This is a genomic window from Bifidobacterium sp. LH_416 (genome assembly GCF_056357055.1).
This window is the reverse complement of sequence record NZ_JBKEVJ010000001.1, coordinates 549,271-576,155: the sequence shown is the minus strand read 5'-3', so window position 1 is coordinate 576,155 and position 26,885 is coordinate 549,271. Positions and strand designations below refer to the sequence as shown.

At 56.9% G+C, this 26,885-nt stretch carries 21 protein-coding genes and 2 tRNA genes; 18 read left to right on the top strand and 5 right to left on the bottom strand.

Annotation, left to right across the window (positions count from 1 at the left end):
• Positions 1–5: 5 nt before the first annotated feature.
• A tRNA-Asp gene (locus AC1AY0_RS02445) sits at positions 6–82 on the top strand.
• Between the two features lie 13 nt (positions 83–95).
• Here the strand turns inward: AC1AY0_RS02445 and AC1AY0_RS02440 are convergent.
• Positions 96–218 (bottom strand): hypothetical protein, encoded by a 123-nt coding sequence (locus AC1AY0_RS02440; RefSeq protein ID WP_476524521.1) that lies wholly within the window; start codon positions 216–218, stop codon positions 96–98.
• Positions 219–408: 190 nt separating this feature from the next.
• On the opposite strand from AC1AY0_RS02440, the gene AC1AY0_RS02435 reads away from it, so the two are divergent.
• From AC1AY0_RS02435 to xylA, 4 genes are all read left to right on the top strand, one after another.
• Positions 409–1,359, top strand: a complete 951-nt coding sequence (locus tag AC1AY0_RS02435) for an ROK family glucokinase (RefSeq protein WP_476524523.1) — start codon at positions 409–411, stop codon at positions 1,357–1,359.
• Positions 1,360–1,473: 114 nt separating this feature from the next.
• Positions 1,474–1,893: a peptide deformylase gene (locus AC1AY0_RS02430; protein WP_476524525.1), complete on the top strand. Its 420-nt coding sequence runs from the start codon at positions 1,474–1,476 to the stop codon at positions 1,891–1,893.
• Positions 1,894–2,157: 264 nt separating this feature from the next.
• Positions 2,158–2,949: a hypothetical protein gene (locus tag AC1AY0_RS02425; protein WP_476524527.1), complete on the top strand. Its 792-nt coding sequence runs from the start codon at positions 2,158–2,160 to the stop codon at positions 2,947–2,949.
• A 301-nt stretch (positions 2,950–3,250) separates the two neighbouring features.
• Positions 3,251–4,600 carry a xylose isomerase gene (gene xylA / locus AC1AY0_RS02420; protein ID WP_476525721.1) on the top strand — a complete coding sequence of 450 codons (1,350 nt, stop codon included), beginning with the start codon at positions 3,251–3,253 and terminating at the stop codon, positions 4,598–4,600.
• 286 nt (positions 4,601–4,886) lie between these two features.
• Here xylA and AC1AY0_RS02415 read toward each other — a convergent pair whose 3' ends face one another.
• The gene (locus AC1AY0_RS02415) at positions 4,887–5,927 is read right to left on the bottom strand and encodes a LacI family DNA-binding transcriptional regulator (RefSeq protein ID WP_476525720.1); all 1,041 of its coding nucleotides are present in this window, start codon (positions 5,925–5,927) and stop codon (positions 4,887–4,889) included.
• A gap of 369 nt (positions 5,928–6,296) precedes the next feature.
• Here AC1AY0_RS02415 and AC1AY0_RS02410 point away from each other — a divergent pair, with 369 nt between their 5' ends.
• From AC1AY0_RS02410 to AC1AY0_RS02370, 9 genes are all read left to right on the top strand, one after another.
• Positions 6,297–7,574, top strand: a complete 1,278-nt coding sequence (locus AC1AY0_RS02410; RefSeq protein WP_476525718.1) for an ABC transporter substrate-binding protein — start codon at positions 6,297–6,299, stop codon at positions 7,572–7,574.
• A gap of 93 nt (positions 7,575–7,667) precedes the next feature.
• The gene (locus AC1AY0_RS02405) at positions 7,668–8,693 is read left to right on the top strand and encodes a carbohydrate ABC transporter permease (protein WP_101626165.1); all 1,026 of its coding nucleotides are present in this window, start codon (positions 7,668–7,670) and stop codon (positions 8,691–8,693) included.
• A 14-nt stretch (positions 8,694–8,707) separates the two neighbouring features.
• Positions 8,708–9,589, top strand: coding sequence for a carbohydrate ABC transporter permease (locus AC1AY0_RS02400; protein WP_101626189.1), 882 nt, complete (start codon positions 8,708–8,710; stop codon positions 9,587–9,589).
• A 164-nt stretch (positions 9,590–9,753) separates the two neighbouring features.
• Positions 9,754–11,382, top strand: coding sequence for a glycoside hydrolase family 43 protein (locus AC1AY0_RS02395; protein ID WP_476525717.1), 1,629 nt, complete (start codon positions 9,754–9,756; stop codon positions 11,380–11,382).
• A gap of 114 nt (positions 11,383–11,496) precedes the next feature.
• The gene (locus tag AC1AY0_RS02390) at positions 11,497–14,016 is read left to right on the top strand and encodes an endo-1,4-beta-xylanase (protein ID WP_476525715.1); all 2,520 of its coding nucleotides are present in this window, start codon (positions 11,497–11,499) and stop codon (positions 14,014–14,016) included.
• A 140-nt stretch (positions 14,017–14,156) separates the two neighbouring features.
• The gene (locus AC1AY0_RS02385) at positions 14,157–16,154 is read left to right on the top strand and encodes a sialate O-acetylesterase (RefSeq protein ID WP_101626162.1); all 1,998 of its coding nucleotides are present in this window, start codon (positions 14,157–14,159) and stop codon (positions 16,152–16,154) included.
• Between the two features lie 33 nt (positions 16,155–16,187).
• On the top strand, positions 16,188–18,962 hold the full coding sequence (locus AC1AY0_RS02380) for a glycosyl hydrolase family 8 (RefSeq protein ID WP_242689588.1): 2,775 nt from the start codon (positions 16,188–16,190) through the stop codon (positions 18,960–18,962).
• A 50-nt stretch (positions 18,963–19,012) separates the two neighbouring features.
• Positions 19,013–20,785: a glycoside hydrolase family 43 protein gene (locus AC1AY0_RS02375; RefSeq protein ID WP_101626161.1), complete on the top strand. Its 1,773-nt coding sequence runs from the start codon at positions 19,013–19,015 to the stop codon at positions 20,783–20,785.
• 156 nt (positions 20,786–20,941) lie between these two features.
• Entirely contained in the window at positions 20,942–21,133 is a 192-nt protein-coding gene (locus tag AC1AY0_RS02370) for a hypothetical protein (RefSeq protein WP_101626160.1), read from the top strand.
• A gap of 145 nt (positions 21,134–21,278) precedes the next feature.
• Here the strand turns inward: AC1AY0_RS02370 and AC1AY0_RS02365 are convergent, their stop codons facing one another.
• The 3 genes from AC1AY0_RS02365 to AC1AY0_RS02355 form a co-directional block, all read right to left on the bottom strand.
• Positions 21,279–21,626 (bottom strand): hypothetical protein, encoded by a 348-nt coding sequence (locus tag AC1AY0_RS02365; RefSeq protein WP_101626159.1) that lies wholly within the window; start codon positions 21,624–21,626, stop codon positions 21,279–21,281.
• A gap of 5 nt (positions 21,627–21,631) precedes the next feature.
• Complete coding sequence (locus tag AC1AY0_RS02360; RefSeq protein ID WP_101626158.1) at positions 21,632–21,961, bottom strand: hypothetical protein; 330 nt, start codon at positions 21,959–21,961, stop codon at positions 21,632–21,634.
• 202 nt (positions 21,962–22,163) lie between these two features.
• Entirely contained in the window at positions 22,164–23,684 is a 1,521-nt protein-coding gene (locus AC1AY0_RS02355) for a xylulokinase (protein ID WP_476525711.1), read from the bottom strand.
• A 227-nt stretch (positions 23,685–23,911) separates the two neighbouring features.
• Between AC1AY0_RS02355 and AC1AY0_RS02350 the strand changes: the two genes are divergently transcribed.
• The 4 genes from AC1AY0_RS02350 to prfA all read left to right on the top strand — a co-directional run bounded on the left by AC1AY0_RS02350 (position 23,912) and on the right by prfA (position 26,832).
• Positions 23,912–25,135 carry an ROK family protein gene (locus AC1AY0_RS02350; protein ID WP_033891981.1) on the top strand — a complete coding sequence of 408 codons (1,224 nt, stop codon included), beginning with the start codon at positions 23,912–23,914 and terminating at the stop codon, positions 25,133–25,135.
• 61 nt (positions 25,136–25,196) lie between these two features.
• A tRNA-Ile gene (locus AC1AY0_RS02345) sits at positions 25,197–25,270 on the top strand.
• A gap of 126 nt (positions 25,271–25,396) precedes the next feature.
• Entirely contained in the window at positions 25,397–25,609 is a 213-nt protein-coding gene (gene rpmE, locus AC1AY0_RS02340; RefSeq protein WP_003830110.1) for a 50S ribosomal protein L31, read from the top strand.
• 134 nt (positions 25,610–25,743) lie between these two features.
• The gene (gene prfA / locus AC1AY0_RS02335; protein WP_033891956.1) at positions 25,744–26,832 is read left to right on the top strand and encodes a peptide chain release factor 1; all 1,089 of its coding nucleotides are present in this window, start codon (positions 25,744–25,746) and stop codon (positions 26,830–26,832) included.
• Positions 26,833–26,885: the final 53 nt, after the last annotated feature.

Sequence of the window (26,885 nt, the reverse complement as noted above, 5' to 3'; positions counted from 1 at the left end):
ACAACGGCCCCGTAGCTCAGTTGGTTAGAGCGCCGCCCTGTCACGGCGGAGGTCACCGGTTCAAGTCCGGCCGGGGTCGCCACCAAGCTTCCGAATCATTCGGAAGCTTTTTTGTTTTTGTCTGATTCCTGTTCTTTCATGTTCGCCGTGTCTTCGATGCCTTCGGTGCGGCAGCGCAGCGGCAAACTATCCTTCTGCGCGACACGCCATTGCGTCATGAATCTGGTGCAAAACCGAATGCTAACGTTTGCGTTAACAACCGTTGGTTTTGCAAGGCTGAAGGTGCTGGGCATGCACAACAGAACATGCTGCCTATGGTGCAGATTATGTACCTAGTGGTAATTAAGTCAGTGCTTTTCGTTATCATTCCGGTATCTTAACAGTTATTTTGTACTCAAGGAGCGAGTCATGACTACACTGGCCGTAGACATCGGAGGAACCAAGATCGCCGCTGCTGTGTGCGATGAAAACGATAACATTGTTCAGCGTTGGCGTGTTCCCACGCCGATGGATGCGGATGCTATCAACCAGCACATCGCCAATGTGTACAACGAAGCTGTTGCTGCTGGCCACACTGATATTCAGGCCATCGGCATCTCTGCTGCAGGCAACGTGGGCGCCGACCGTAAGACGCTGACCTTCGCCGCAAATATCCCGGCTTGGATTGATTACAACCTGTCTGAGCACGTCGGTGCACTGATTGATCACGCTGTGCCGGTGGTTGTGGAGAACGACGCCAACTGCGCTGGTTGGGGCGAATACGTGCATGGTGCCGGTCAGGGCAGCCGAAACATGGTGGCTCTGACGGTGGGCACTGGCCTCGGTGGCGCTATCGTCATCAACGGCCAGCTCTACCGTGGTTCCTTCGGTATGGCAGCGGAAATCGGCCACCTGCCGATGGTTCCGGATGGTGATCATTGCGGTTGCGGTCTGCGCGGTTGCGCCGAGCGTTACACCTCCGGCACCTCGCTGGAAAACTTCGCCAAGTCCGCTGTGCGTCGTCGCCCGCAGGATGCCAAGCGTCTGCTGGAGCTGTGCGGCGGTGACGTGACCAAGCTGGAAGGCCCGATGGTTTCCCAGGCTGCTCAGGAAGGTGATGAGCTGGGTCTGTATGCATTCGGCAAGATTGGCGAATGGCTTGGCCGTACCATGGCTGCCGTCTCCGCTGTGCTGGATCCGGACCTGTTCGTAATCGGCGGCGGCGTGGTGGCCGTTGGCGACATTCTGCTTGAGCCGGCTCGCTACAACTACCAGCGCTTCCTGGAAGGTAGCGCCTACCGTGGCCACGCCAAGATTGTGGCTGCCACTGCTGGCCAGGATGCTGGTCTGATTGGTGCAGCCAACCTGGCATTGCGCTAATAACGCTGGCGACTCATTCCTTCTGACGGCCCTGTGCGATACGCTCGCCAGGGCCGTCTTCGTTTTCTGTCGAGTTCTGCCTGAAAACAGTGAAAGTAGAGAAAAGAGCAAGATATGCAACGACCGATTATGACGTCACGTTCATTCCTGCGTATGCCAGGTGAGACTGCCGGGCTCAATGACTCGGCAACCGTTCAGGATCTTGTGGACACTTTGGAAGCTAATCGTTCACGTTGTGTAGGTATGGCCGCCAACATGATCGGCGTGAACAAACGCATCATCGCTTTTGTGGATGATGAGCTCGGCGGACGCATCACCGTGATGCTCAATCCAAAGATCACTGCCTCGGATGGTGCATTTGAAACCGAGGAAGGATGCCTCTCCTTAACCGGTGAACGCCATACGATGCGGTATCGCCGTATTGAGGTCGATTTTGAAGACCGTCGATTCCGCTCGCATCACGCCACATTCACTGGGTGGACCGCGCAGATTATTCAGCATGAGGTCGATCACTGCAACGGCGTTATCATCTGAAACATCTAGCGAGGGCAAACGGTGGATAACACGCCGATGAGGCGGTGGATACTCGGATAACTACTTCATGTGATGGTGCATAAGAGAGGGTTATCCACTGCTACGCAATGCAGTTATGCACAAGTATGCAATGTTGCAGATGGCAGGTTTTCCACTTATCCACTGATTCGGCAATCGTCCTTGTATTGAGAGTTCCAAGCCTCGTACAGTGTGCTTCACGGCGGGCAACGAAGCCCGCCGTCCACATCGTTGTTGAAGGGGCTGATGACCATGACTATGACCGCTGTTGATGATTCTGATTCTCCGGTAATGCTGGATACCAAAGATATTGCCGAGATATTCAAACGATGCAGTCTTGCCGTATATGCCGAAGCGCGGCGTAAGTTTTATCGCGAAGTGAATCTCAATCCATTCAAGTCATATTCCGAGGGTTTGATGCGCTTTCTTGAATGGATGTTCTGGGATTGGTTTGCTTATGATTGCGCGGTGAGCAGTGACATCAGCGATGATGAATCAGAGAATATGCGCATGCTGTTGCAGCCTGATTCCGTTGACGGTGTATCGCCTTTTCGTTCGATGAGCGAATACCTGTATGAGACTGATCCGCGAATTGGCGACCGTGAGATTCATGATTTGCGCGAAGTGGATGAAACCAATTTCACGTCGATTTTCTGGATCCATGATGCCAATGCGGCACAAGGCCGAATGGTACTGGAGGATGTGATTCACGGCGGGCGTTACCAGGTGTTTGGTGGTGAGTCCGTGGCGAAATATGACGGTGCTCATGGCGGAATGATTGCCAACCGTATCGCACGTGTGCGTGGCGTATGGCGGTTCTGCGCAATTCCTATTTATGAAGCACGGCAGCCGGATGGGCCGGAGGTGGGCGAAGCCATAGCGCAGAGTTTCCGAGATACCGGGTACCGGCCTGATTTCCCGGGATTGGTGCGGTTCTACTATGGCCGCGCAAAAGACACCGGTCTTGATTGGGAAGATATGGAGCTTGCGCGTAAGAATGGCACATTGCGAGCCATTATGGAGCGTGCCCGCAGTTAAAAGTCTTATGAAGTCCGATTGCCTCAGTTGCTGATTGGGTGGAGCGCTTGAGGTGGATTATTTGAGATAAGTTGCGGGGAAGGCTCTACTGCGAGGTGTGGCGGATTATCGGAGGGGGATAGTCCGCCATTTTTGTTGATGCAGAGTGTTGTGTAAGTAATCTAGACATGCCCAAATCGTTGGAAATGCAGGCAACACGCTGAGTGGAGCGAGATTAATTCAATCATTTGACAAACATAGTTCATTCGTTTTATTATTTATCCCGTAATCCGTTGAACCACTACTGCAAAGGAGCGCCCAAATGGGTCTGTGGGATGTTGACAAGGTTGAGTACGTTGGTCGCGAAAAGGGACCTCAGGAGGGCCTCGCCTTCCACTACTACGACGCCGATAAGGTCGTCGCCGGCAAGAAGATGAAGGACTGGCTGCGCTTCGGCGTCGCCTGGTGGCACACCTTCAACCAGGAGCTCGTCGACCCGTTCGGCACCGGCACCGCACACCGTCCGTACTACAAGTACACCGATCCGATGGATCAGGCTCTGGCCAAGGTCGATTACGCTTTCGAACTGTTCCAGAAGCTCGGCGTCGAGTACTTCTGCTTCCACGATCGCGACATCGCCCCTGAAGGCGACACCCTGCGCGAGACCGACGCCAACCTCGACAAGGTCGTCGACAAGATCGAGGAGAACATGAAGGCCACCGGCGTCAAGCTGTTGTGGAACACCTCCTCCCTGTTCACCAACCCGCGCTTCGTGTCCGGCGCCGCCACCTCCCCGTTCGCCGACATCTACGCCTATGCCGGCGGCCAGCTCAAGAAGAGCCTCGAGATCGGCAAGCGCCTGGGTGCCGAGAACTACGTGTTCTGGGGCGGCCGCGAAGGCTATGAGAACCTGTGGAACACCGAGATGAAGCGCGAGACCGACCACATCGCCAAGTTCTTCCACATGTGCGCCGACTACGCCAAGGAGATCGGCTTCGACGCCCAGTTCCTCATCGAGCCGAAGCCGAAGGAGCCGACGCTGCACCAGTACGACTTCGATGCAGCCACCGCCATCAACTTCCTGCGCACCTACGACCTGACCGACGTGTTCAAGCTGAACCTCGAAGGCAACCACGCCAACCTGGCCGGCCACACCTACCAGCACGAGATCCGCGTGGCCCGCGAATCCGGCTTCCTCGGCTCCCTCGACGCCAACCAGGGCGACAAGCTCATCGGCTGGGATATGGATGAGTTCCCGACCGACCTCTACGAGACCGTGGCCGTGATGTGGGAGGTCCTGCAGGCCGGCTCCATCGGCCCGCGCGGTGGCCTGAACTTCGACGCCAAGCCGCGTCGTACCTCCTTCTACGCCGAGGATCTGTTCCGCTCCCACGTGGCCGGCATGGATTCCTACGCCGCAGGCCTGCTGGTCGCCGACAAAATGAACCAGGATCACTTCATCCAGGATCTCATGGCCGAGCGTTACAGCTCCTACGATTCCGGCATCGGCAAGGACATCGACGAGGGCAACGTCACCCTGGCCGACCTCGAGGCCTACAGCCTTGACAAGCCGCAGTCCGAGCTCATCGCCGCCACCAAGTCCGATCACCTCGAGTCCGTCAAGGCGACGATCAACAACTACATCATCGACGCCCTGTCCGAAGTCGAGTGAGCTGCGACTGACTCGTCTATGAATTGAATTCCTTTGTATGTGCGCACCATCACGAAGGCGGTGCGCACATACAAAGGATAATGACAGCAAAATCGTTTATATGTGCGCGTCGCAATCGTTGAGCCGCGCACATACCAACGGTAATAGGTCGTGGGTCTGTCTGGTGGATTCATGACCGCTCAAGATCTTCTCTGATTTCTTCCTTTCTTCTTCCTTCCTCCGCGAGAGCCGCTGCCGACACTGTTGTCGGCAGCGGCTCTCGTTGTACGCCCGAATGATCAGGGAGCTATGCCTTGGCGTGGGTTAGACGCCGCGTGCTGTCGCGAACCACAAGCGAGGTGGAAAGAATCACACGTTTCTGAATTGTGCGGCCTTCAGTGGTGTCGATGATCATCCGGGTTGCGGTGGACGCCATGTCTTGCAGCGGTTGGCGGACTGTGGTAAGTGCCGGGCCCATATAAGCGGAGGTCTGGATGTCGTCGAAGCCGATGACGGACAAGTCTTCGGGTATGCGGATTTTCAGCTGCCTTGCCGCTTCATACACTCCCATGGCCTGCAGATCGCTACCGGCGAAGATGGCGGTGGGGCGGTTGTGTTCGTCTTCGAGCAGCGCCATTGCCCCTTCGTAGCCGCCGGGCGTGGTGAAATCCCCCTCTGCGATGAGTTCAGGGGATGTGGGGATGCCGCGTTCGGCCAACACCGCGGAATAGCCGTCCAACCTGGCGCGAGAGCATAGCATCTCGTCCGGTCCGGTGATGATGCCGATTCTTTTATGGCCTAGCTCCAGCAGATGACGTGTGGCGATGACGCTTCCTGTCCAGTTGTCCGCCTGCACGGAGAGGTCATCCAATGTCGGGCTGCCGGACGGATCGAAAACGACGAATGGGATGTTGTGTGATTTGAAGAGATCGCGTTCCTTTTCGGTAAGGTTGGAAAACACGAGGATGGCGCCAATCGGATGACGCTCGATGAGCCCCTCCGCCCATGCTGAATCGGGATGCTGACGGTCGCCGCTTTCGGCCACCATTACGTTGATGCCATGCTGCTTGGTCTCCCGGATGATGCCTCTGAGCACCTCCAAGGCCCAGATGGTCTCAAAATCCCTGAATACCACCTCGATGGTCTGTTGCTTGCGCTCGGGGGAGATTCTGCGGACATATCCGCTGTCTTTGAGCGCTTTGTCGATGGTCCTGCGTGCGGTGTCCGAGATGTCCGCCTTGCCGTTAAGCGCTTTGGAGACCGTGGCCAGGGAATATCCGGTCTGTTTGGCGATGTCCGAAAGTTTGACTTTGTTTTCGGCTGTTGGTTTCTGCGGTGTAGCGCTCATTGGTAATCACCCTTATCGTTGTACTACGCAATAGTATATTCGAAACTTTCGGAAAGTCAATTTTCGGTATTTGAGTAGTTCGATACTTCAAAAAGGTTGATATTAAGCCATTTTTCTGATTGTAAACACGTACCGCTCTAGTTTGCTCATTAAACTAAGTCGGTTTTATGATAGAGATATCGAAAATACAAAGTTGGTTTTCGACAGAGTTGAAGAAGGTGTCAACGGCACAGATGGTGAACGAGGCCTGTTGGTTATTGCGTAATCCGCGTAATTACTTGCATTGCTCAATAAATCCGCTGCTGAAAACACTTCGAAACTTTCGATAATGTACATGTCTAATGGCGTGAACATACAAAGGAGACGACAATGAAGTTCAAGACCATTGCAGCTGCTACGTTGGCCGTTGCGACGCTGATCGGCATGGCTGGCTGCGGCACTTCAAGCAATGCCAATGACGATAAGACCATCACGTTCTGGCACAATGCCTCGTCCGGTGACGGCAAGCAGTATTGGGCCGATCTTGCCGCTGCGTTCGAAAAGAAGAACCCGGGCGTGAAGATCGAGATCCAGGCCATCCAGAACGAAGACTTCGCTGGCAAGCTCCAGACCGCCATGCAGGATCCTGCATCCGGCCCTGATGTGTACATGTCTCTTGGCGGCGCGAAGACCCAGGAGATGATTGACGCAGGCCAGTCCTTGGATTTGACGGACAAGATCTCCGATACCGTCAAGACCGATATGAAGACCACCCTTTCCGCAGCCACTTTTGACGGCAAGGTCTATGGCGTTCCGGTCTCCGTTGAGCCGGGCGGCATCTGGTATTCGAAGGACCTGTTCACGCAGGCGGGAATCACAGAGGCTCCCACCACCTTCTCCGAGCTCAAGGACGACGCGCAGAAGCTCAAGGATGCGGGCATCACGCCGATTGCACTGGGCGGCAAGGACGCATGGCCGGCGGCGCACTGGTATTACTGGCTGGCATTGCGCGAATGCTCGCCGTCCGTATACTCCAAGGGCACAGAAAAGCAGGACTTCTCCGACAAGTGCTGGACTCGGGCCGGTGACGATCTGAAGGAATTGGCGGACATGGATGTCTTCAACGAAGGATACATGACCACCACGGCCCAGCAGGGCGCCAACTCCTCCGCCGGCTTGCTGGCAAACCACAAGGCCGCTATGGAACTGATGGGCGCATGGGAGCCGGGCGTGCTGAAGGATCTCACCCCTGACCAGCAGCCGATGGCCGATCTCGGCTTCTTCGCTTTCCCCTCCGTTGACGGCGGCAAGGGCGAAGACGGTGCTCTGATGGGTGGCGTCACCTACTTCCAGGTGAACCCCGAAGCTCCCGACATCGCCGTCGACTTCGTGAACTTCATGGCCGAAAAGGACAATCAGGAGAAGTACGCGACCGCGTTCTCCACCATCCCCGCCTCGACCGCAGCCCGCGGAGCCGTGACTGATGAATCCCTCAAGGCGGTGCTCGAGTTCCTCAACCAGTCCTCTTCCATGCAGCTGTGGATGGACACCGATCTGGGCACCAATATCGGTACCGCTTTGAACTCTGGCGTGGTCAACATGCTGTCTGGCAAGGGCTCTTCGCAAGACATCGTCAAGGCTATGCAGGACGCTGCGGCCAAGGGCTGATCACCATCGCAAGGCTGGCTGCGGATGCGGTTGTCACACCGTTTCCGCAGCCGCCATTCGATGAATCGCTAACAACATCTGTGGAGTAAGAGCATGACGAGTACAAGCAACACCAACGTATCCGTGAAACATCGGAGCAAGCGCGTCACCGACGGCAAGGTACGCCGCAACATCGAGATCTTCATTCTTTCCGCACCGGCCATCATCCTGTTCTGTGCCTTTGTGATTCTTCCCATCATTTTGGGCGCGTACTACGGATTCTATAAGTGGAAGGGCTTCGGCACCCCCTCGAAGAACGGAAAGTTCGTCGGGTTGCAGAACTACGTCACCGCTCTGAGCGATCCCAACTTCCAAGCGGCCATCCTGCACACCTTCGAAATCGTCGTCGGCTCCTTAGTCATCCAAGCGCCGCTGGCGATTCTGTTCGCATTGCTGCTCAACCAGAAATTCAAAGGCCGCGCATTGATCCGCACCCTCATCTTCGTACCCTATGTGGTGTCCGAAGTCATCGTCGGCACTGGTTGGAGCCTGCTGCTGCAGAAGACCGGAGCAGTCAACCAGCTGCTCGGCAAAATCGGCATCGAAGGGCCGGACTGGCTGGCCGATCCGAAAATCGCAATCTGGACGCTGCTGTTGCTGATCAGCTGGAAATACATCGGTTTTGCCGTCATCCTCATGCTCGCCGGCATGCAGTCCATCCCCGAGGAGCTGTATGAGGCCGCCAGGGTGGATGGCGCCGGTTTCTGGCAGATGCAGAAGAGCATCACGCTGCCGCTGCTGGCACCGACCCTGCGCATCTGGGTGTTCTTGTCGATGATCGGCTCCCTGCAGCTGTTCGATTTGGTCTACATCATCTGGGGTCAGTACGTATCCACCACGGCAGGAGTGTCCACCATGGCCACCTACATGGTGCGTGAAGGCCGAGGGGCCGGCAACTACGGCTATGGTTCCGCAGTCGCCCTCATCATCTTCATCATCTCCCTGATTGTGGCTTTGACATATCAGCGCTTCGTGTTGAGCCGTGATCTGGACGGTGCACTGACCGAGCAGAAGCAAGCGAAGAAGCGCGCGGCGAAGCGCGCCAAGGAAGCCCAGCGTCTTGCTGAGGCCGCACAGTGAACGAGGTAAGTGAAATGTCAGCTGCAATCTCCACGTCAACAAAATACACCGCCAAGAACGGATACCGGCTTTCATCCAAGACACCTTGGGGCAACCCTGCCGTGTATTTCTTCTCGCTGGTTCTGGTCGCCATCTGCGTCACTCCGGTGCTGTATATCATCTTCGGCGGTTTCCGCACCAATTCCCAGATCACGAACGATCCTGCCGGACTGCCGAATCCTTGGGTGATCGACAACTACGTCGAGGTGATCACCAGCGACATCTTCTGGGGTGAATTGGTCAACTCTCTGATCGTCGGCATCTCGACGATGATAGGTGTGGTAGTGCTCGGCATCATGGTGAGCTTCGTCATCGCCCGATACCGTTTCCGCTACGCGCCGCTGATGTATGCGCTGTTCTCCGCAGGCCTGATGTTCCCGATGACGGTCGGTATCACTCCGCTGTATCTGATGATTCGCAACCTAGGACTGTCAAACTCGCTTGCAGGCATCATTCTGCCGCAGATCGCCTTTGGTCTGCCGCAGACCATCATCATTCTGGTGCCATTCCTCCAATCCATTCCGATGGAGCTCGAGGAGGCGGCGCTTCTGGATGGCTGCTCGCGTCTCGGATTCTTCGCCCGCATGGTCATTCCGCTGTCCATGCCCGGTGTGGCGACCACAGGCATTCTGACATTCGTCGGCAGCTGGAATTCGTACATGCTCCCGCTCTTCGTGCTCAGTAGCGACAGCAAATACACTTTGCCGCTCGGTGTGCAGATGTTCAGCTCGGAACACTCCGTAGACACCGCCCGAGTGCTGGCCTTCACCTCGCTTGCCATGCTGCCCGCCTTGATCTGCTTCACCATCTTCCAGAAGAAGATCGTGGGCGGTCTGACCGGAGCGGTCAAGGGCTGAATCGTGTGACCGGCAATCACACTTCGCCCATCAATCATCACATTCCATACCTGTGCTGCGGGAAGGACGGCTTCCGAGCTGTTTTCGGGGTGATTCCTTTGCGCCTCCTCCTTTCTCGGAACCTTCCCGCGGCACGGCCGATTCTTTTCAATGAGGAGAAGAACATGAAAATCTCCAACCCGGTGCTTCCCGGATTCAATGCCGACCCCTCGATGATCCGTGTAGGCGACACCTATTACATCGCCAACTCCACATTCGACTGGTGGCCGGGCGTGAGGCTGCATGAGTCCAAGGACATGGTCCATTGGAATCTGCTGCCCAGCCCCCTAAACCGCGTCTCCCAATTGGACATGAAAGGCAACCCATCCGGTGGAGGTGTCTGGGCCCCGGACTTGTCATATGCGGACGGAAGGTTCTGGCTGGTCTACTCGAACGTGAAAATCGTCAACGGGGCGTTCAAGGATTGTGCGAATTATCTGGTCACCGCCGAAGACATCCACGGCCCATGGAGCGAACCGATCCGCATCAACGGGGTGGGCTTCGACGCCAGCCTCTTCCATGACGACGATGGCCGCAAGTATCTGGTTCAGCAGACCTGGGATTTCCGCGAATACCATCATGCGTTCGATGGCATCACGCTGACCGAATTCGACACTGCTACCATGCGTCTGAAACCGGAGACGGCTCGTACCATCTGGCAGGGCACGGCAGTGAAACTTGTCGAAGGGCCGCATCTGTACAAGATCAACGGTTGGTATTACCTGTTCTGCGCCGAGGGCGGCACCCAGTATGAGCATCAGGAATCCGTGGCCCGCTCCCGTACGCTGGATGCCGAGTCCTTCGAGGGCGACCCGCATAACCCGTTCATCTCCAATTTCGATACGCCTGACACTTACCTGCAGAAGCAAGGACATGGCGCATTGGTGGAGACCACCGGTGGCGAATGGTATTACGCCTCCCTGTGCGGGCGTCCTTGGAGACATGATACGGAATCGTCCCACGGAGTGCGCGGATGGTGCACGCTCGGACGGGAAACCTCAATCCAGAAAGTCGAATGGGATGAAGACGGTTGGCCATATGTGGTCGGTGGACATGCCGGTGAACGGTTTGTCGAAGCGCCGCATGATGCCATCGTCACTGATGCCCCTATAGACCATTCCCAGCATGATGAGTTCGAGTCGGATGTTCTCGATCCTAATTGGAACACTCTGCGTGTGCCGTTTACTGACGCCATGGGACGTGTGGGCGGCGGTGCGCTGACCTTACGCGGGCAGGGGTCGCTGTCCAACCTGTTCGAGCTTTCGCTGATCGGCCGCCGTTGGCAGGCCTTCGACTTTGATGCCGAAACCAAGGTGACCTTCACCCCGGACAACTACATGCAAATGGCCGGACTCGTGAACTTCTACAACCATATCTGCTGGTCGTGGGCATTCGTCACTTGGTGCGAGGACTGCGGCAAGCGGGTAATTGAAGTCGCCCAGAACGATTTCGACGGGTATACCTCATTCCTCAAAGACAAGGCCATCGCAATACCGGATGACGTCGAATCCATATGGCTTCGTACCAAGGTGCGCACCAAGACCTACACCTACGAGTACTCGTTCGACGGAGAATCCTGGCATGAGATTCCGGTCACGCTGGATGCCGCAGTGCTTTCCGATGATTATGTGGCCAGCCATTATGGAGGCTTCTTCACCGGTGCCTTTGTGGGCCTTGCCGCAGTGGATCTCGCCGGCTATGGCAAGGAGGCCGTATTCGATTACTTCGATTACCGGGAGACCGAAGCCGAATAAAAGGATTCCTATGGAATCCGCAAGCTTGGAGCCGTGCGTGGGGCATGACTCCAAGCGTTGTTCCGATGGAGCCGGAACAACGCATCCATGTTGCCAAAATGAAAGGAGACAAGCATGGAGCACAGTCAAGAGTATCGGAATGGTGGGATGCGACGATGGTCCCGCATTGCGATCGCCGCATCCACGGCGTTGTTGCTGATGGGTGGCGCACTTGCTCCCAGCGTCTATGCACAAGAGCCGACGGCGGTGTTCGAGACTCCAAGTTCGATCAAGGACGCCTATGGCGCGCTCGGTATGAATGCCGGCGTGGCCATCGATACCCGTGAGGTCGGCAATGATGCGGCCAAACAGGTCGTGCTGAAGAACTTCAACCAGATTACGGCGGAAAACGATATGAAGCCTGAATACTGGTACAACGATGCTCACGAGTTCAGCATGCCCGAAAACGCGAAGACGCTGCTTCATTTCGCTGCGGACAACGGTCTGGCGGTATATGGTCACGTGTTGGCTTGGCACAGTCAGACACCGGATTGGTTCTTCCAGGCTGACGAGAACTGCGAGGATCAGAATCCGACTGCGGGCGTTATCGAAGGCTGCGCGTTGGCCAGCAAGGACCAGATGCTGGAGCGTGAGCGTGTGCACATCGAAAATGTCGCGAAGGCCATCACTGACGAGTTCGGCAAATTCGGCAGTGACACGAATCCGATCAAGGCATTCGACGTGGTGAACGAGACCATCAATGACGGTGATAGTCCGGAAACCAACGGCATGCGTAACTCGCTGTGGTACCAAATCACCGGCGAGGATTACATCGACAAATCATTCGAATACGCCAACCAGTACCTGAACGGCGAATACGCCGAACCTGGCGTAACCCATCCGGTGACGCTGTTCATCAACGACTACAACACCGACAGCGCCGGCAAGCTGGGACGTTATCAGTCATTGATCAAACGACTGGTCGAGCGCAACGTGCCTTTCGACGGCATCGGTCATCAGATGCACATCCAATTGACCACCAGCACGGCCAATGTGGAGAACGCTTTTGAGACCATGAGCGCTTTCGGCAAGAAGCAGGCCATCACCGAGCTGGATGTTGCCACCGGCACTCCCGTCACACAGGCCAAACTGGTTGAGCAAGGCCAGTTCTACTACAAGATGAACCAGATCATCAAAGAGCAACAGGAGAAGCATCACCAGTTCTTCTCGGTGAGCGTGTGGGGCGTCAATGATGGCAGGTCATGGCGAAACTCCGAAGGCGCGCCGTTGCTGTTCAACGACGAGTATCGGGCCAAGCCGGCCTACACCGGTTTCATTGGCGACAAGGACAATCTGCCTGAGACCATCAAGACGATGAATGTGTTCAAATCCGCCGAAGCCACTGTGGATGCGGCGCTGCCTTCCGATGGCACCACGGCAGGATCGGCCTCCATCTGGTCGAAGCTTCCTTCGGTACCGTTCTCCAAGAGCGAGGGCGCGGTGACCGGCAAGTTCCTGTCGTACTGGAATGACGGCACTTTGACCACTTATGCGGATATCAACGACGCGACCAGATCCGAAGGCGATGCCGTGACCATTACGGTCGGCGATGCGCGATATGTGGTCGACCGTCTTACCAGCAAGGCCGACAACGGTGCCACTGCTGCTGTCGTCGAGCGTGCTGACGGCACTGGATATCAGACCGTGGTGACCGTACCTGCGGCCACTGCCGAAAACACGACCATCGACGCCAATGTGCAAGCCACTGATGCCGCCACCAATGAGACCAATGGGTGGAATGCAGGTAACGTCAAGGGCACCATGTCGCTGATTCAGCAGCTGTACTACACCGAGACCAATGCGGTGCCGGCGGATGCGCAAGCGCCGGTTGTTGACGGTGATGGTACGGATGCCGTGTGGCAGCAGGCGAATGAGGTATCGCTGGACGCGGTCACCTCAGGTGTCGGTCAGGTAGAAGCCCAGGCCACTGCCAAAACACTGTGGAAAGGCAACAAGCTCTATGCGCTGGTGCAGGTCAAGGATCCGAATGTGAGCCTGACCAACAGCAACCCGTGGGAGAAGGACTCCGTCGAAGTGTTCATCGACCGTGGCAATACCAAGGGCACGGCATACACCGATGACATCCAGCAGATTCGTGTCTCCGCGGACGGCAAGGAACTCTCCTTCGGCTCCGGCGCCGCAACGGATGTGCAAGCCGCAAGGGTCGCTTATGGTGCGAAGATCGTGGATGGTGGCTATTCGGTCGAAATGGCCATTGACCTGGGCGAAGGCGACCATGCGGGAACCTTCCAGGGTCTTGATTTCCAGATCAACGATGCCAAGGACGGCGCCCGAGTGGGCACTCTCAACTGGGCCAATCTCAAGAGCGACGGCTACAAGACCGCCGAAGATTGGGGTGTCGCCCGTCTTGTCACCGAGAAGCAGACGCAGCCAGTCAACCCTGATGACGGCAAGGAAGATGCCGGCGATAACAATGCCGGCGATGCGGACAACAAACATTCCAACACCGCCGCCAAGCAGGATGGCGTGTCCATCGCCGACACCGGTTCCAGTGTGCTGCCATTGCTGGCGGGTGCGATTGCGCTGCTCGCCGTTGCCGGTGCGCTGACTGCCTTGCGTAGGCATTCGCTGTGAAACAGTTGAGTATCCGGAATTGATTCGATTGACTGCGGCCGTCTGCTCGCGCACACTGTGCGGCAGATGGCCGCAGCCGACGGATTGCATGACGCACAAACACGCCGCTCGCCGGTCTCTTCGTACGGAAGGAAAGACATATGCTGCGATTGCCAAAGCTGTTGGATGACGGTTGCGTACTGCAATCGTCCATGCCGGTCGCCATATGGGGGTGGGCGGAGCCCGGATGCCGCGTATCGGTTGGATTGCAAGGTCAAACCGTTGCCGGGACGGCAGACCGACATGGCTCCTGGTCCGTGGAATTGGACCCGTTGACTAGCGGCGGCCCATATACGCTCTCCGTGCAGGCTGAGGATTCCGAGCGCATGGACCGTGAAGTCTATGTGGGTGAGGTCTACCTGTGCGCCGGTCAGTCCAACATGGAACTTCCCATGGCATGGGTGAAAGCGGAATATCCCGGCGAATTCAAACGTGAACCTGATGCTCTGCTACGGCAATACAAGGTCGCTCCCCGGTACGATTTCGAGGGGCCTCGGCAAGATCATGAGCAGGCGGCTTGGTCGGTATGCGATGAACAAGGTCTGCCTGGCTTCAGTGCGATCGGTTATTTCTTCGGCCGCATGCTACGAGAGCATCTCGGTGTTCCGGTGGGACTATTGAACGTCTCCTTGGGAGGGTCTCCCATTGAATCGTGGATGAGCGCAGAGTCGTTGCAGGATTTCCCGGAAATACTGCAGACGCTGCAGCCATATATGGGGAAAGGCGTTGCCGAAGCGCGCAGCCGCAAGAGCATAGCGGCTCGGGACCATTGGTATCGGCAGCTTGGATATGACCAGGCGCCCCAGACAGGAAGCTGGCTGCCGTTGGGTCAATGGGATTGGCAGCATGACACGAGCGTTGATACGGATCCGAAGCTCCTGCAGTGGCGTTCGATGTCATTGCCGAACTTCTTCTCGGATCAAGGCCTAGCGGGCTTCCGTGGTGAACTCGAATTGCGAAAAACCATATATCTTCCGGCCTCTGCGGATGGACAGCCGGCGTCGTTGCAACTGGGCACCATGTCCGACGCCGAACACACGTGGCTGAACGGCCAGCTGCTGGGCGGGCGGACGAACCAGTATGAGCCCCGCGATTACAGCATTCCAGCCGGCGTACTGCGAGAAGGCCGCAATGAACTGCTCATCAGACTTGTATGCGAGCATGATGCCGGCCGTGTGACGCCCGGAAAGGCCATGACCATGGCCATTGGCGATGATGTGCATGATCTTGGCGGCAGATGGCGCTATGCCGTGCTTCACGAGGCGGATCAGGATTGTCCGTGGGAGGATTTTGTCCGATGGAAGCCGGTCGGATTGTACAATGCCATGCTTGCCCCATGCCTGCCGTACCGTATCCGTGCGGTGCTGTGGTACCAAGGCGAGTCGAACACCGGTGATTGGGCGGATCTCTATCGGGATATGCTCGCCTCCATGATTGGGATGTGGCGGGTCGGGTGGAATCAGGAGCGTTTGCCGTTCCTGATCGTCCAGCTACCGAACTTTGCCATCGACTGTGTTGGAGAGGATGGTGGCTGGCCGGTAGTGCGCGAGGCGCAGTGGGAGGTTTCCCAAATGGTGCCTGACGCGGCCACTGTCGTCACTCTTGATGCCGGCGATTGGAATGACCTGCATCCGGCGCACAAAAAACCGATTGCAGAGCGTCTCTTCCAAGCGGCTCGGCAACTGGTGTACGGCGAACCGTTGTCGGTCAGGCAGCCTCGACTGGCCGAAGCCAAGGCATCAGATGGGTCCATGGTGCTTACTTTCGGGGATTGTCCGATTGCCTCGAACAGGGTCGCTGCTGCTACTGCTGCGGAATCGGCACCCAGCCGCATATCCACCATTGACGGACACGAACCCGGAGAATTCACCTTTGTCTGGTCCGATGGCGGTACTGTGTCGGCAAACGCAACAATAGAAGGCAGTCAAGTAACCTTGTCGATGCCGAGTCGCACGCCTGATGAATTGCGCTATGCGTGGCGCAACAATCCGGATGACGGGTTGCTCTGCAATGAATATGGCGTCTTGGTGGCACCGTTCCGATTGCGTTTGCGCGACCTTGCCGCAGGGTGGCCGCGGCAATCCTGTGAGGAACAATAAGAACAACAAGGAAGTTACGGTAAGGAGATCGTGATGACTACCAACGGTGCGGTGCAGTCGCTGTTCGCCACATGCGGATACTCTCGCAGCCAGATCGACGCGCGTGTGGCGCAGGTCTGGCATGAGATTTTCGAGGGGCCGAACAAATTCTATTGGCAGACAGATGATGGCCTCGGTTATGTGATGGACACCGGCAACAATGATGTACGCACCGAAGGCATGAGCTATGCGATGATGCTCGCTGTGCAATACGACCGACAGGATGTGTTCGACCGTTTATGGGGCTGGGTCATGAAGTACATGTACATGGCCGACGGACATCACGCCCATTACTTCTCCTGGTCGGTGCGGCCGGATGGTTCCGAGCGTGCGGACGGTCCGGCGCCGGATGGCGAGGAATACTTCGCAATGGATCTGTTCCTTGCCGACCGCCGTTGGGGTAGCCGTGATGGCATCTATGATTACGCCGCCTGCGCTCGTGAGCTATTGCACTATTGCGTGCACAAAGGGCGTGACGAATCCGGCGAACCGATGTGGAATGCCGGCAACAAGCTCATCAAGTTCATTCCCGAAACCGAATGGAGTGATCCGTCATATCATCTGCCACATTTCTATGAAGTATTCGCTGCGCATGCAGATGAACAGGATCGTGAATTCTGGCATGAGGCGGCTTCCGCAAGTCGCGCATATCTGGAGGCGGCGTGTGACGCCCGGACCGGCATGAATCCTGAATATGCGCTCTATGATGGCACGCCGCATACCGAAGCACGATTCGGGCGGCATGATTGGTTCTTTTCGGATGCCTACCGGACCGCAGCCAATATCGGTCTGGATGCAAGCTGGAATGGCGTCACCGATCCGATACTGTGCGATCGTGTTGCCGCATTGCAGCGTTTCTTCCTGACTCACGATCGTACGTGCGCATATGCGGTGGATGGCACTCCGATTGATGAGCGGGTGCTGCACCCGGTCGGGTTCCTTGCCGCTACGGCCCAGGGGTCTTTGGCGGCGATGCATTCGGCGGAACCGGATGCTGTGGCCAATGCGCGGGTCTGGGTTCATATGTTGTGGAACACGCCTATGCGTGTGGGACATCGTCGTTACTATGACAATTTCCTCTATGCCTTTGCCGTTCTGGCGTTGAGTGGCGTCTATCGGTTCGAATGGTGTCGGGGAGCGGATATGAGCGGCGCCAAAGGGACCATCGCGGCGACTGGTATTGCCGGCCGTAATCCGGTCATATACAGTGATTTCCCGGATCCTGACATTATTCGGGTCAATGACGTCTACTACATGGCGTCCACCACGATGTTCCTTATGCCTGGGTGCGACATTCTTCGGTCCTTTGATCTGATTCATTGGGAATTTGTGGCGCATGCCTATGACGAACTTGAAAGCACCGCTGCCGAACGACTGGAGGAGCCTGGGCGTAACGCGTACGGCTGCGGAATGTGGGCGCCTTCGTTGCGTTATCACGATGGGACGTTCTCCATTGTGTTCACCGCCAACGATACGCAGAAGACATATGTGCTGGAAGCCGCCGATCCGGCAGGCCCATGGTCGAAGCGCGTGATTGAAGGCTTCTACCATGACAACAGCGTGTTGTACGACGACGATGGCCGCGTATATATCGTCTACGGCAATATGCAGCTGCATCTGACGGAATTGGAGCCGGATCTGAGCCGGCCAAAGCCAGGAGGGCTCAATCGGGTCATCGCACAGGACGATCCCGAATCCGATCTTGGTTATGAAGGGAGCCACATCTACAAGCATGGAGGCCGTTACTACGTATGGACCTGCCATTACAGACGGGGGCACCGCAAAACCGAAGTGTGTCTGATGTCTGATGCTTTGGACGGGCGGTTTGTATCACGGGAGATCCTTGATGACGATCTTGGATTCCACGGTCTGGGCGATGCTCAGGGCGGCATGGTCGATACGCCGGACGGCCAATGGTATGCCTTCATGATGCATGATCGGGGAGCGGTCGGCAGAGTGCCTACGATCATGCCGATGCGGTTTGGAAAGGATGGTTTTCCAGTACTTGGCATCAACGGAAAAGTTCCGTTTGAAATACATACGCCAACCAATGATGCGGAACGATGCTATGAGCCGCTGAACGGCGATGATGATTTCCTCTATGACTCCAATGCGGATGGTGAAGTCTCGTCCGGTATGCTGAAGCCGTTCTGGCAGTTCAACCACAATCCTCATCGTGACGCTTGGTCGGTTACTGATCAACCTGGCTCATTGCTATTGCGCGGCGGCACAGTGACTCAGAGTTTCAGCCATGCCTGGAATACGTTGACACAGCGTACAGTCGGTCCACGGTGCATGGCGGAGGTTGCAGTCGACGCCTCCATGCTGAAGACCGGTGACTTCGCAGGTTTGGCGGCAGTGCAGGGGTATTACCGGTTCATTGCAGTGACCAAAGCCAGCGACGGCGTATTCAGAGTGAGTGTGCAGGGCAAACCTCGTACGGATGAGTCCATCTGGGGCGATGGTGATTACGACAGCCCCGCTACCGAATATGATGCGGCGGAATTACGTGGTTCTTCAGTGGTGTTGAAAGCCATTTATGACTTCACCGACAAGAAAGACAAGGTCGCTTTCGAGTATTTGGATCCCGCATCACCAATTCCATGCTGGACGCGTCTGGGCGGCATACACCCCCTGTATTACACGCTGGACTACTTCATCGGCTGTCGAATAGGTCTGTTTCTGCTGCCGACCGAGGAATGCGGCGGTTCGGCCGCCTTCAGCGCTTTTCGTTTCTTTGGGCCGGAAGCAACACCTGAATTGCTGTAAACGAGAACAGAGCATCGCATACGTCGATATGAGAGAAAGGTTCTATCTGTATGCATAACGAAACATTTCAATCATTGTCTTCAGACGTGCGCCCGCGCATAGCAGCCAATCCGGTGCTGCGGGGCATGTATCCGGATCCCTCATGGATATGGGATGACATGCGTGGTGAAATCGTGCTGGTCAACTCGTCATTCGAGCTGACGCCGGGGCTGCCTATTCATGTGACGCGGGACCTGGTGTCTTGGGAACATGTTGGCGATGCGGTGGATGCTGCGATGGCCCATCGGCTGCTGATCGACGGGGTCGAGGATTCCGGTGGCCTGTACGCGCCGACCATTCGGCGCATCGGCAAGCGATATGCGATTGTTTGCACTGTGGCGCGTGTGAACGAGCCGAAGGCGCTTGCCGCCGGATGTGCGCCGGAAGACATCGAACAGTGCCGTGCCGCGCAAGGCAATTTCGTGATTACGTCGGATGCGTTGGAGGGCCCATGGCATGGCCCGTATTGGGTTGCGGGTGCGGAAGGCATCGACCCGGATATCTTCGAAGACAGTGATGGCACGGTCTGGTGGACACAGACCCGTCCGGCGGTCAAGCCGCAGTGGGAGGGGCAAACCGAGGTTTGGACGCAACCCATCGACCCAGACACATGGATGCTGCAAGGCCATAAAACCGTGATCTGGCGTGGATATGGCGTCAACGCGGTATGGGCTGAAGGGCCGCATCTGTATCGTTTGGGTGAATGGCTGTATCTGATGACCGCCGAAGGTGGCACGAGTTTCGAGCATAGCGAGATGATGATGCGCACCTATGCGCCCCGTGGATTTGCGGCGGCGCTTCATGGGTTCGAGCGTGAGCTTGCCGCTCGCGATACATGGATCGAGCCGGCGCGCGAAACCGAACACAGCGTCGTGGGGCAATATGATCGCCTGTTCGAAGCGTGCAAGAAGAATCCGATACTTACGCATCGTCATCTGGGCAATGACGAACTGATTCAGTGTGTGGGCCATGCCGATCTGCTGTGCCATCCTCAGGCTGGCTGGTTGCTCGCTTGCCTTGGTGTGCGTGAAACGCCCGGGGCTGAGCAAGGGGAGTTATTCAGCTATCTGGGCAGGGAGACATTCGTCGCGCCGGTTGTTTGGGAGCGTAACCCTGTTTCATGGAAGCTGGAGGGCAATGGCCCCACCAAGCAGGACGATGCTGCGGATCCCGGTTGGCCGGTGGTCGCTCCCGGTCTAGGACGTCTACCGGACGTAATCTTCGTTACTGTGGACGACGACGGTTCGCTGCATGCCGTGGACTCTCTTGTGCAGGGGAGGGGGAAAACCACGGATGATGCTCGTGGCTCGTACATCTGCGCTGAACGTATCGGTTCGGAAGACAATCGCTCGGTCAGCGTCCGCGGACGTGACGGCTATCGGTTCATGCGCGTGGATTCACTGGACTATGCGGTTATGGTTCGCCCGGGGCATGAGCTGATGCTGCATCAGGATTCTACGCATGCCGTGACGATGAGACTTGTTGATGACCGGCTGCAGGCATCCATTGTTGATCGGGGCGAAGAATCCCTGTTGGATTTGGGACATGCCGAACCAGGAGAATGGTTCGGTGTGCGTTTGCGGAATAACTGTCTGCAATTTCTCGCCAGTCGGGTATCGGCTGCGGACGTCGACAATGCTGATCGAGATGTGGCGATGATCATCCATGCCGATGGTTCGAAGGCTCGCCTGCTGGGACAATGCGATGCGCGTTTCCTAAGTACAGAGTGGGCGGGAGGATTCGTGGGATGCCTTGCAGGCGCCCGGGTCATTTGCAGCCGCTGATGATAGCCGAATGATTCACTGCCGTCTGCCGGATTATACGGGTGGACGGCAGGGCGTTTCGGCTTGCGTTGATTGCAATCATGCTATATGGTTAAATCATCGAACTAAATACGTGATCATTCAAGCAACACCTGCAACGTCAATGGAGATAATGTCATGAACGCTCATCAGAAGCTGCTGTTCGCGCTCGCTGTACTTGCCGTGGTCTATGTCGTGCTGCTGTTTGTGGCGCCGATCGCAGCTCCGGTCGGTGCTGTGCTCACCGCCGCCGGCCTTGTGCTTGTCTCGACCCGGTATGTCTGGAGGCCCAAGTTCCTCGCGCTGTTCGAAGCGGAGGAATCCTGCTGAACTGTCTCGAGGTATTGCTTCGCGCCGGTCTCGGATGAGGATGTGGCGGGTGCGGCAATAATTCAGATGCGAAAAGGCGTTATGCGCATGGTATCTCATGAAACCACGCGCATAACGCCTTGTTATATATAAAACAGGAAGAAGCCTACTTCTTCTTGGCTTTCTTCACGCGCTTCGGCGCGGCGGTGGGCTTCTTGGGCTCAAGGAACGGCCACTTGGCCAGCGCCCACGCGTGCAGCGGCGGAATCTTGCCGATGGCGAAGCCGATGACCAGACCGATGACGATGCCCCAGGTCTCCAGATCGTGGCCGGCGACCAGCAGGCCGATGAATACCAGTGCGATGACGAAGCTGATGAGCTGCGACGCCTTGGATTGCTTGGTGGTCACTTCGCTGGCCTTCATCGGGATCAGTCCCAGAAACAGTCCGCATGGAATGCAGACAACGGCCAAAACGATGCTGATGATGGTTGACATGGTTGCAGTTGCCTCCATTGCGTTTAGTGTTCCTGCCGGGAAGCGTGATCGGAGATGTCGGAGCTGGCCCTGTCTTCTTCGTTGCCGTCTTCCGCTCCGCTTCCGGCTTGGGTGTTCTTTTCGTTGTCTTGGCTAGCGGAATCCTCGTCATTCCTACCGGGCTGGCGCCACCACAATACCAATGCGCTGACGATGCAATAGACGGCGGCGATGCCGATGCACACCAGGAAGATGATGGTCGTGGTGCCCAATGCGGTACCGTTCGATACCGCTTCTTTGACGGACTGCCAGATCCAGACGATGCATGCCATGGCGACCAGGGCATACGTCATCATGCGTGAGCGATCATTCATCGATTTCTCCAGACGTTATCCAAATGACTTGATTATAGGCCGCATCGCCTGACTCTGTGCATATGGCAATGCCGCCGAGCGAACCCTCTGCGGCAGGCCATCACGGAGAATGGCTGCTGCAAAGGGACTCACTCGGCGGCATCGGTGGGGCAATCGTTATTCAGTTGTTATCAGCAGTTGTTATCAGCGTTGCGAGTCAGGTTCAGCCACGTGCCTTGGCGTAGGTGGCGTACACGGCTTCGGTGGGCTCTCCGGTTTCCACGCCCTCGATGGTGAGCTTCCAAGCCGACGGCTCGGATTCGCCGGAAAGCACCCATGCGGCCTGACGTGCAGCACCGATGGCCACATACTCGTCGGTGGCGGGACGGGTCACATCCATGCCGAGGATAGAGGGGGCCAGCGTGCGAATCGCCACGGACTTTGCGCCGCCGCCGATCAGCAGAATGCGGTTGATCTCGGCGCCGAGCGAACGGATCAGCTCAAGGCAGTCGCGCTGGGAGCAGAGCAGGCCCTCAACGAACGCGCGCGCCAGATTCTCCTTGGTGGTGTTGTGCAAGGTCAGACCGGTCAGGCTCGCCGTGGCATCCGGGCGGTTCGGCGTGCGCTCGCCGTCGAAATACGGCACCAACGTGATGCCGCCTGCGCCCGGCTCGGACTTGAACGCCAGATCGGCCAGCTCGTCGTAATCCACACCGAGCGCCGCGCGGCCGGCGTCCAGAATGCGCGAGCCGTTGATGGTGCAGGCCAGCGGCAGATAGTGGCCGGTGCAGTCGGCGAAGCCGGACACGGCGCCGGTCAGGTCATAGACGGGGTTCTCGGCGATGGCTGCGGCCACGCCGGAGGTGCCCAGCGATATGGACACGTCGCCGACGCCCATGCCAAGGCCCAGAGAAGCCATAGCGTTATCACCGCCGCCAGGGCCCAGAATGCAGCCACCTTCAACATCCTTGCCGGCAATGGCAGGAGATGCCTTGACGGCGGCGGCTTCGGTCGGTCCGAGCACGGTGGGAAGCACGATGGCGTCAGCGTGAGCCTTGGCCGCCTCTTCGCCTTCTGCTGCGGCCAACACCATAGCAATCAAATCGCGGCGGTATTCGTTGTGTGCGGCATCGTAGTAAATGGTGCCGGAGGCGTCGGAACGATCGGTGAACAGGGCCTCCAGATGAGCGTCCTCACCTTCGGCCACAGGGCCATAGCCGGCAATGCGCCAGCTCAACCAGTCGTGTGGCAGGCAGACGGCCGCAATCTTCTTAGCGTTCTCCGGCTCGTTTTCGGCAACCCAAGCCACCTTGGTGAGGGTGTAGGAAGCCACAGGGGAGGAGCCGACTGCCTTGACCCAGCGCTGCTTGCCGCGAGCGATGACATCTTCCGGTTCGCCGTCTTCGGCAGGAGCTTCGCCAAGCTTCTCAATCAAAGCGGCAGCCTGCGGTGCAGAGCTGATGTCATTCCACAGCATGGCGTCGCGAATAACATTGCCCTGCTTGTCCAGGATCACCATGCCATGCTGCTGGCCGCCCACGGCCAAAGCGGCCACATCGTCCAGCCCGCCAGCCTGTTCGGCGGCTTCCTGGAATGCCTTCCACCAGAACTCAGGGTTGACTGAAGTGCCATCTGGGTGCTTGGCCTGACCGAAACGGACCAATTTGCCGGTTGCGGCGTCTGTAATGCGAACTTTTGTTGATTGGGTTGACGTATCGACGCCAGCGACCAAAATCGTTGCCATGAATTCCTCCTCAATGAGGCTAAAGCGCTTGTGTTCGGCGCGTCTTGACCAATAAGTTAGACGATTAAACTATACTGTATTCCAACGTCTGAATGCAAACGGAAACACGCAACGATGCGCTTTCCTATGCGTGGGATGACGCATAATGCATAATGAGTCGAACAGATGTGAGCGTTCACTAGAAGTCAGCGGTTCATAATGCAACAGCAACGAAGGGGTGAGGTACCATGACGAATCTACGCAGAATCAATCAGGAAGATCTGCGCAATCATAATCTTTCGGTAACGCTCGATGCCTTGCTGCGTGCGCCCAAGCCGATGAGCCGCGCTGATTTGGCTAAGGAAACCGGTCTGACCAAAGCTACGATGTCATTGCTGTCTTCAATGCTACTGGAAAGCAAAGTAATCAGTGAAGGTGATCCGGTAGTTTCCACGGCATATGGACGCCCTAGCACACCGCTGGAAATTCGAGGCGGCAGCGTGGCCGGCATTGGATTGCAGATCAATACCGACGGCTATGGGTGCTTGGCTCTTGATCTGAACGGCGATACCTTAGGTCAGGAATGGGTCAGCGAAGACATGACCGGTACTGATCCATATGAGATTTTCGCCAAACTTGATGCGATGACTTTTCCTTTGGAAAACCGTCTCAAAAGGCGTGGCTGCAAAGTGGTAGGTGCCGGACTCGCCTTACCCGGTATTGTGACTGAAGACATGTGGCTGCTCGTGGCCCGCAACCTTGGCTGGGAAAATGTGAATCTGACTCGATTCAATGTTGTGCGCAGGCTGGATGTGGTGGCCGGCAATGAGGCCAAAATGGCTGCTATTGCGCAGATTCCAGGGTATGCCACCAAGCGAGCGGACTTTTTAAACGTGGTGGACCGTATGGATTCATTCATCTACCTTTCCACTGATATCGGCATCGGTGGCGCTGTGGTTCGCGATGGTGCCGTGGTGTCCGGCTCGCATGGGTTCGCCGGGGAGATCGGCCACATGTCCGTATCCATCGATGGGCCACTTTGCCGCTGCGGTCGCCACGGTTGCTTGGAAGCATTCGCGGGCCGCCGAGCACTGGTGGAAGCTGCGGAAATCGCTGAAGACGAGGAGGCCACGAGCACCAAGGCCATCGAGGAATTCCTGAAACGATGGAGGCAAGGTGACCCGGTGGTGGCCAAGGTGGTGGATGAGGCTACAGATGCGCTGGTTTCCGCCATTGCGTCCGCCGTCAACATGGTGGATGTGGATACCGTATTGCTCGGCGGATTGTGGACGCATTTCGGAGACGAGCTTGGCAATGTGCTTGAAGGCCGATTGCGCTCCGAGATTCTTGGCTACCCGAACGTGAAAATCCGCGTTTTCGTGCCGCCTGTTGCGGAACATCCGTCACTCTATGGAGCAGCGGAAATGGGACTCCGGCGTTTCATTGAGAATCCGTTGCAATACATGGAGTAAGTCGGCGGGGCAGGGGCATGCTACACTATCCAAGTTGGCTTTTGCCGATGCAAACCAATGTGGGGCCGTAGCTCAGTCGGTTAGAGCATGCGACTCATAATCGCCCGGTCCAGGGTTCAAGCCCCTGCGGCCCCACTCATTTTTTTCAGCGGGGCATGGACTGCACGTCCATGTACGCGAGTATTATCTTTCAGGTTCCGGTTCACGCTTTGCCATAGGGGCATTGCGACCCGGGTCCCCCGAATCCATAGGAGACGTAAAATGCAGCAGGGTATCCATCCTGATTATCACCCAGTTGAGGTGACTTGCTCTTGCGGCAACACCTTCGTGACCCGCACCGCTGGCAAGGAAGATCACATGTTCGTTGACGTGTGCTCTCAGTGCCACCCGTTCTACACCGGCAAGCAGAAGATTCTCGACACCGGTGGTCGTGTTGCTCGCTTCGAGAAGCGCTACGGCAAGAAGAGCAAGTAGCATACTTCACGCCAGTCCGATGGGTTTGGCATGCTTCGGCATGCCTTCCGAGGACTGGCGTTTTTGTATCTATAGGCATCTGAAACCGTTCAGTATTGATTGTTGACTGATTGTTGACTTTGGAAAGAAACGTTATGGCAGACGAACAGTTCCCAGCGGCGGCAACCGCACTTGAGGAGTACCAGTCCATCGAAGAGCAGATGGCAAGCCCCGAAATCGTGTCGAATCCTGATAAGCTGCGCAAGCTGGGCCGTCGTCACGCCGAACTGGGCGCTATTGTAAGCGCTTATAAAACATGGCTGCAGATTAAGGATGATCTTGAAGCCGCTCAGGAAATGGCCGGCGAAGATGCCGACTTCGCCGAGGAGGCCAAGAGGCTGGAAGCCGAGTTGCCTGCTGCCGAAGAGAAGCTGCGCACCGCATTGATTCCGCGTGACCCGGATGACGCGCGCGATACCATCATGGAAATCAAGGCTGGCACTGGTGGCGAGGAGGCCGCACTGTTCGCCGGCGACCTGCTGCGCATGTACACGCGTTACGCCGAAAAGCGCGGTTGGACCGTGAACATTCAGTCCGAGAACACCACCGAGCTTGGCGGTGTCAAGGACGTACAGATTGCCATCCGCGCCAAGGGCACCCCCGCTCCGGAAGATGGTGTGTGGGCATCCATGAAGTATGAGGGCGGCGTGCATCGTGTGCAGCGCGTGCCGGTTACCGAATCGCAGGGGCGTATTCAGACCTCCGCCGCTGGCGTGATTGTGTTCCCGGAAGCCGATGAAGACGATGATGAGATCGAGATCGATCCGAAGGATCTGAAGATTGATATCTTCATGAGCTCTGGCCCCGGTGGCCAGTCGGTGAACACCACGTATTCCGCCGTGCGTATGACCCATATTCCCACCGGCATCGTGGTGAGCATGCAGGATGAGAAGTCGCAGATCCAGAATCGTGCTGCTGCTTTGCGCGTGCTCAAGAGCCGCTTGCTCGCCATGAAGCATGAGCAGGAAGCCGCCGAAGCCGCCGATATGCGTCACTCCCAGGTGCGTTCGCTGGACCGTTCCGAGCGAATCCGTACCTACAACTTCCCGGAGAACCGTATCGTCGATCATCGCACCAATTACAAGGCATACAACTTGGATGCTGTGCTCGATGGCGATCTCCAGGCCGTCATCGACTCGGATATTCAGGCTGACGAAGCCGATCGTCTGGCCAATCAGAAGTAATTCCTTATTAAGTTCAGCAGAGTAGTTTGGCCGGGGTTGGCGGGGCATATGAT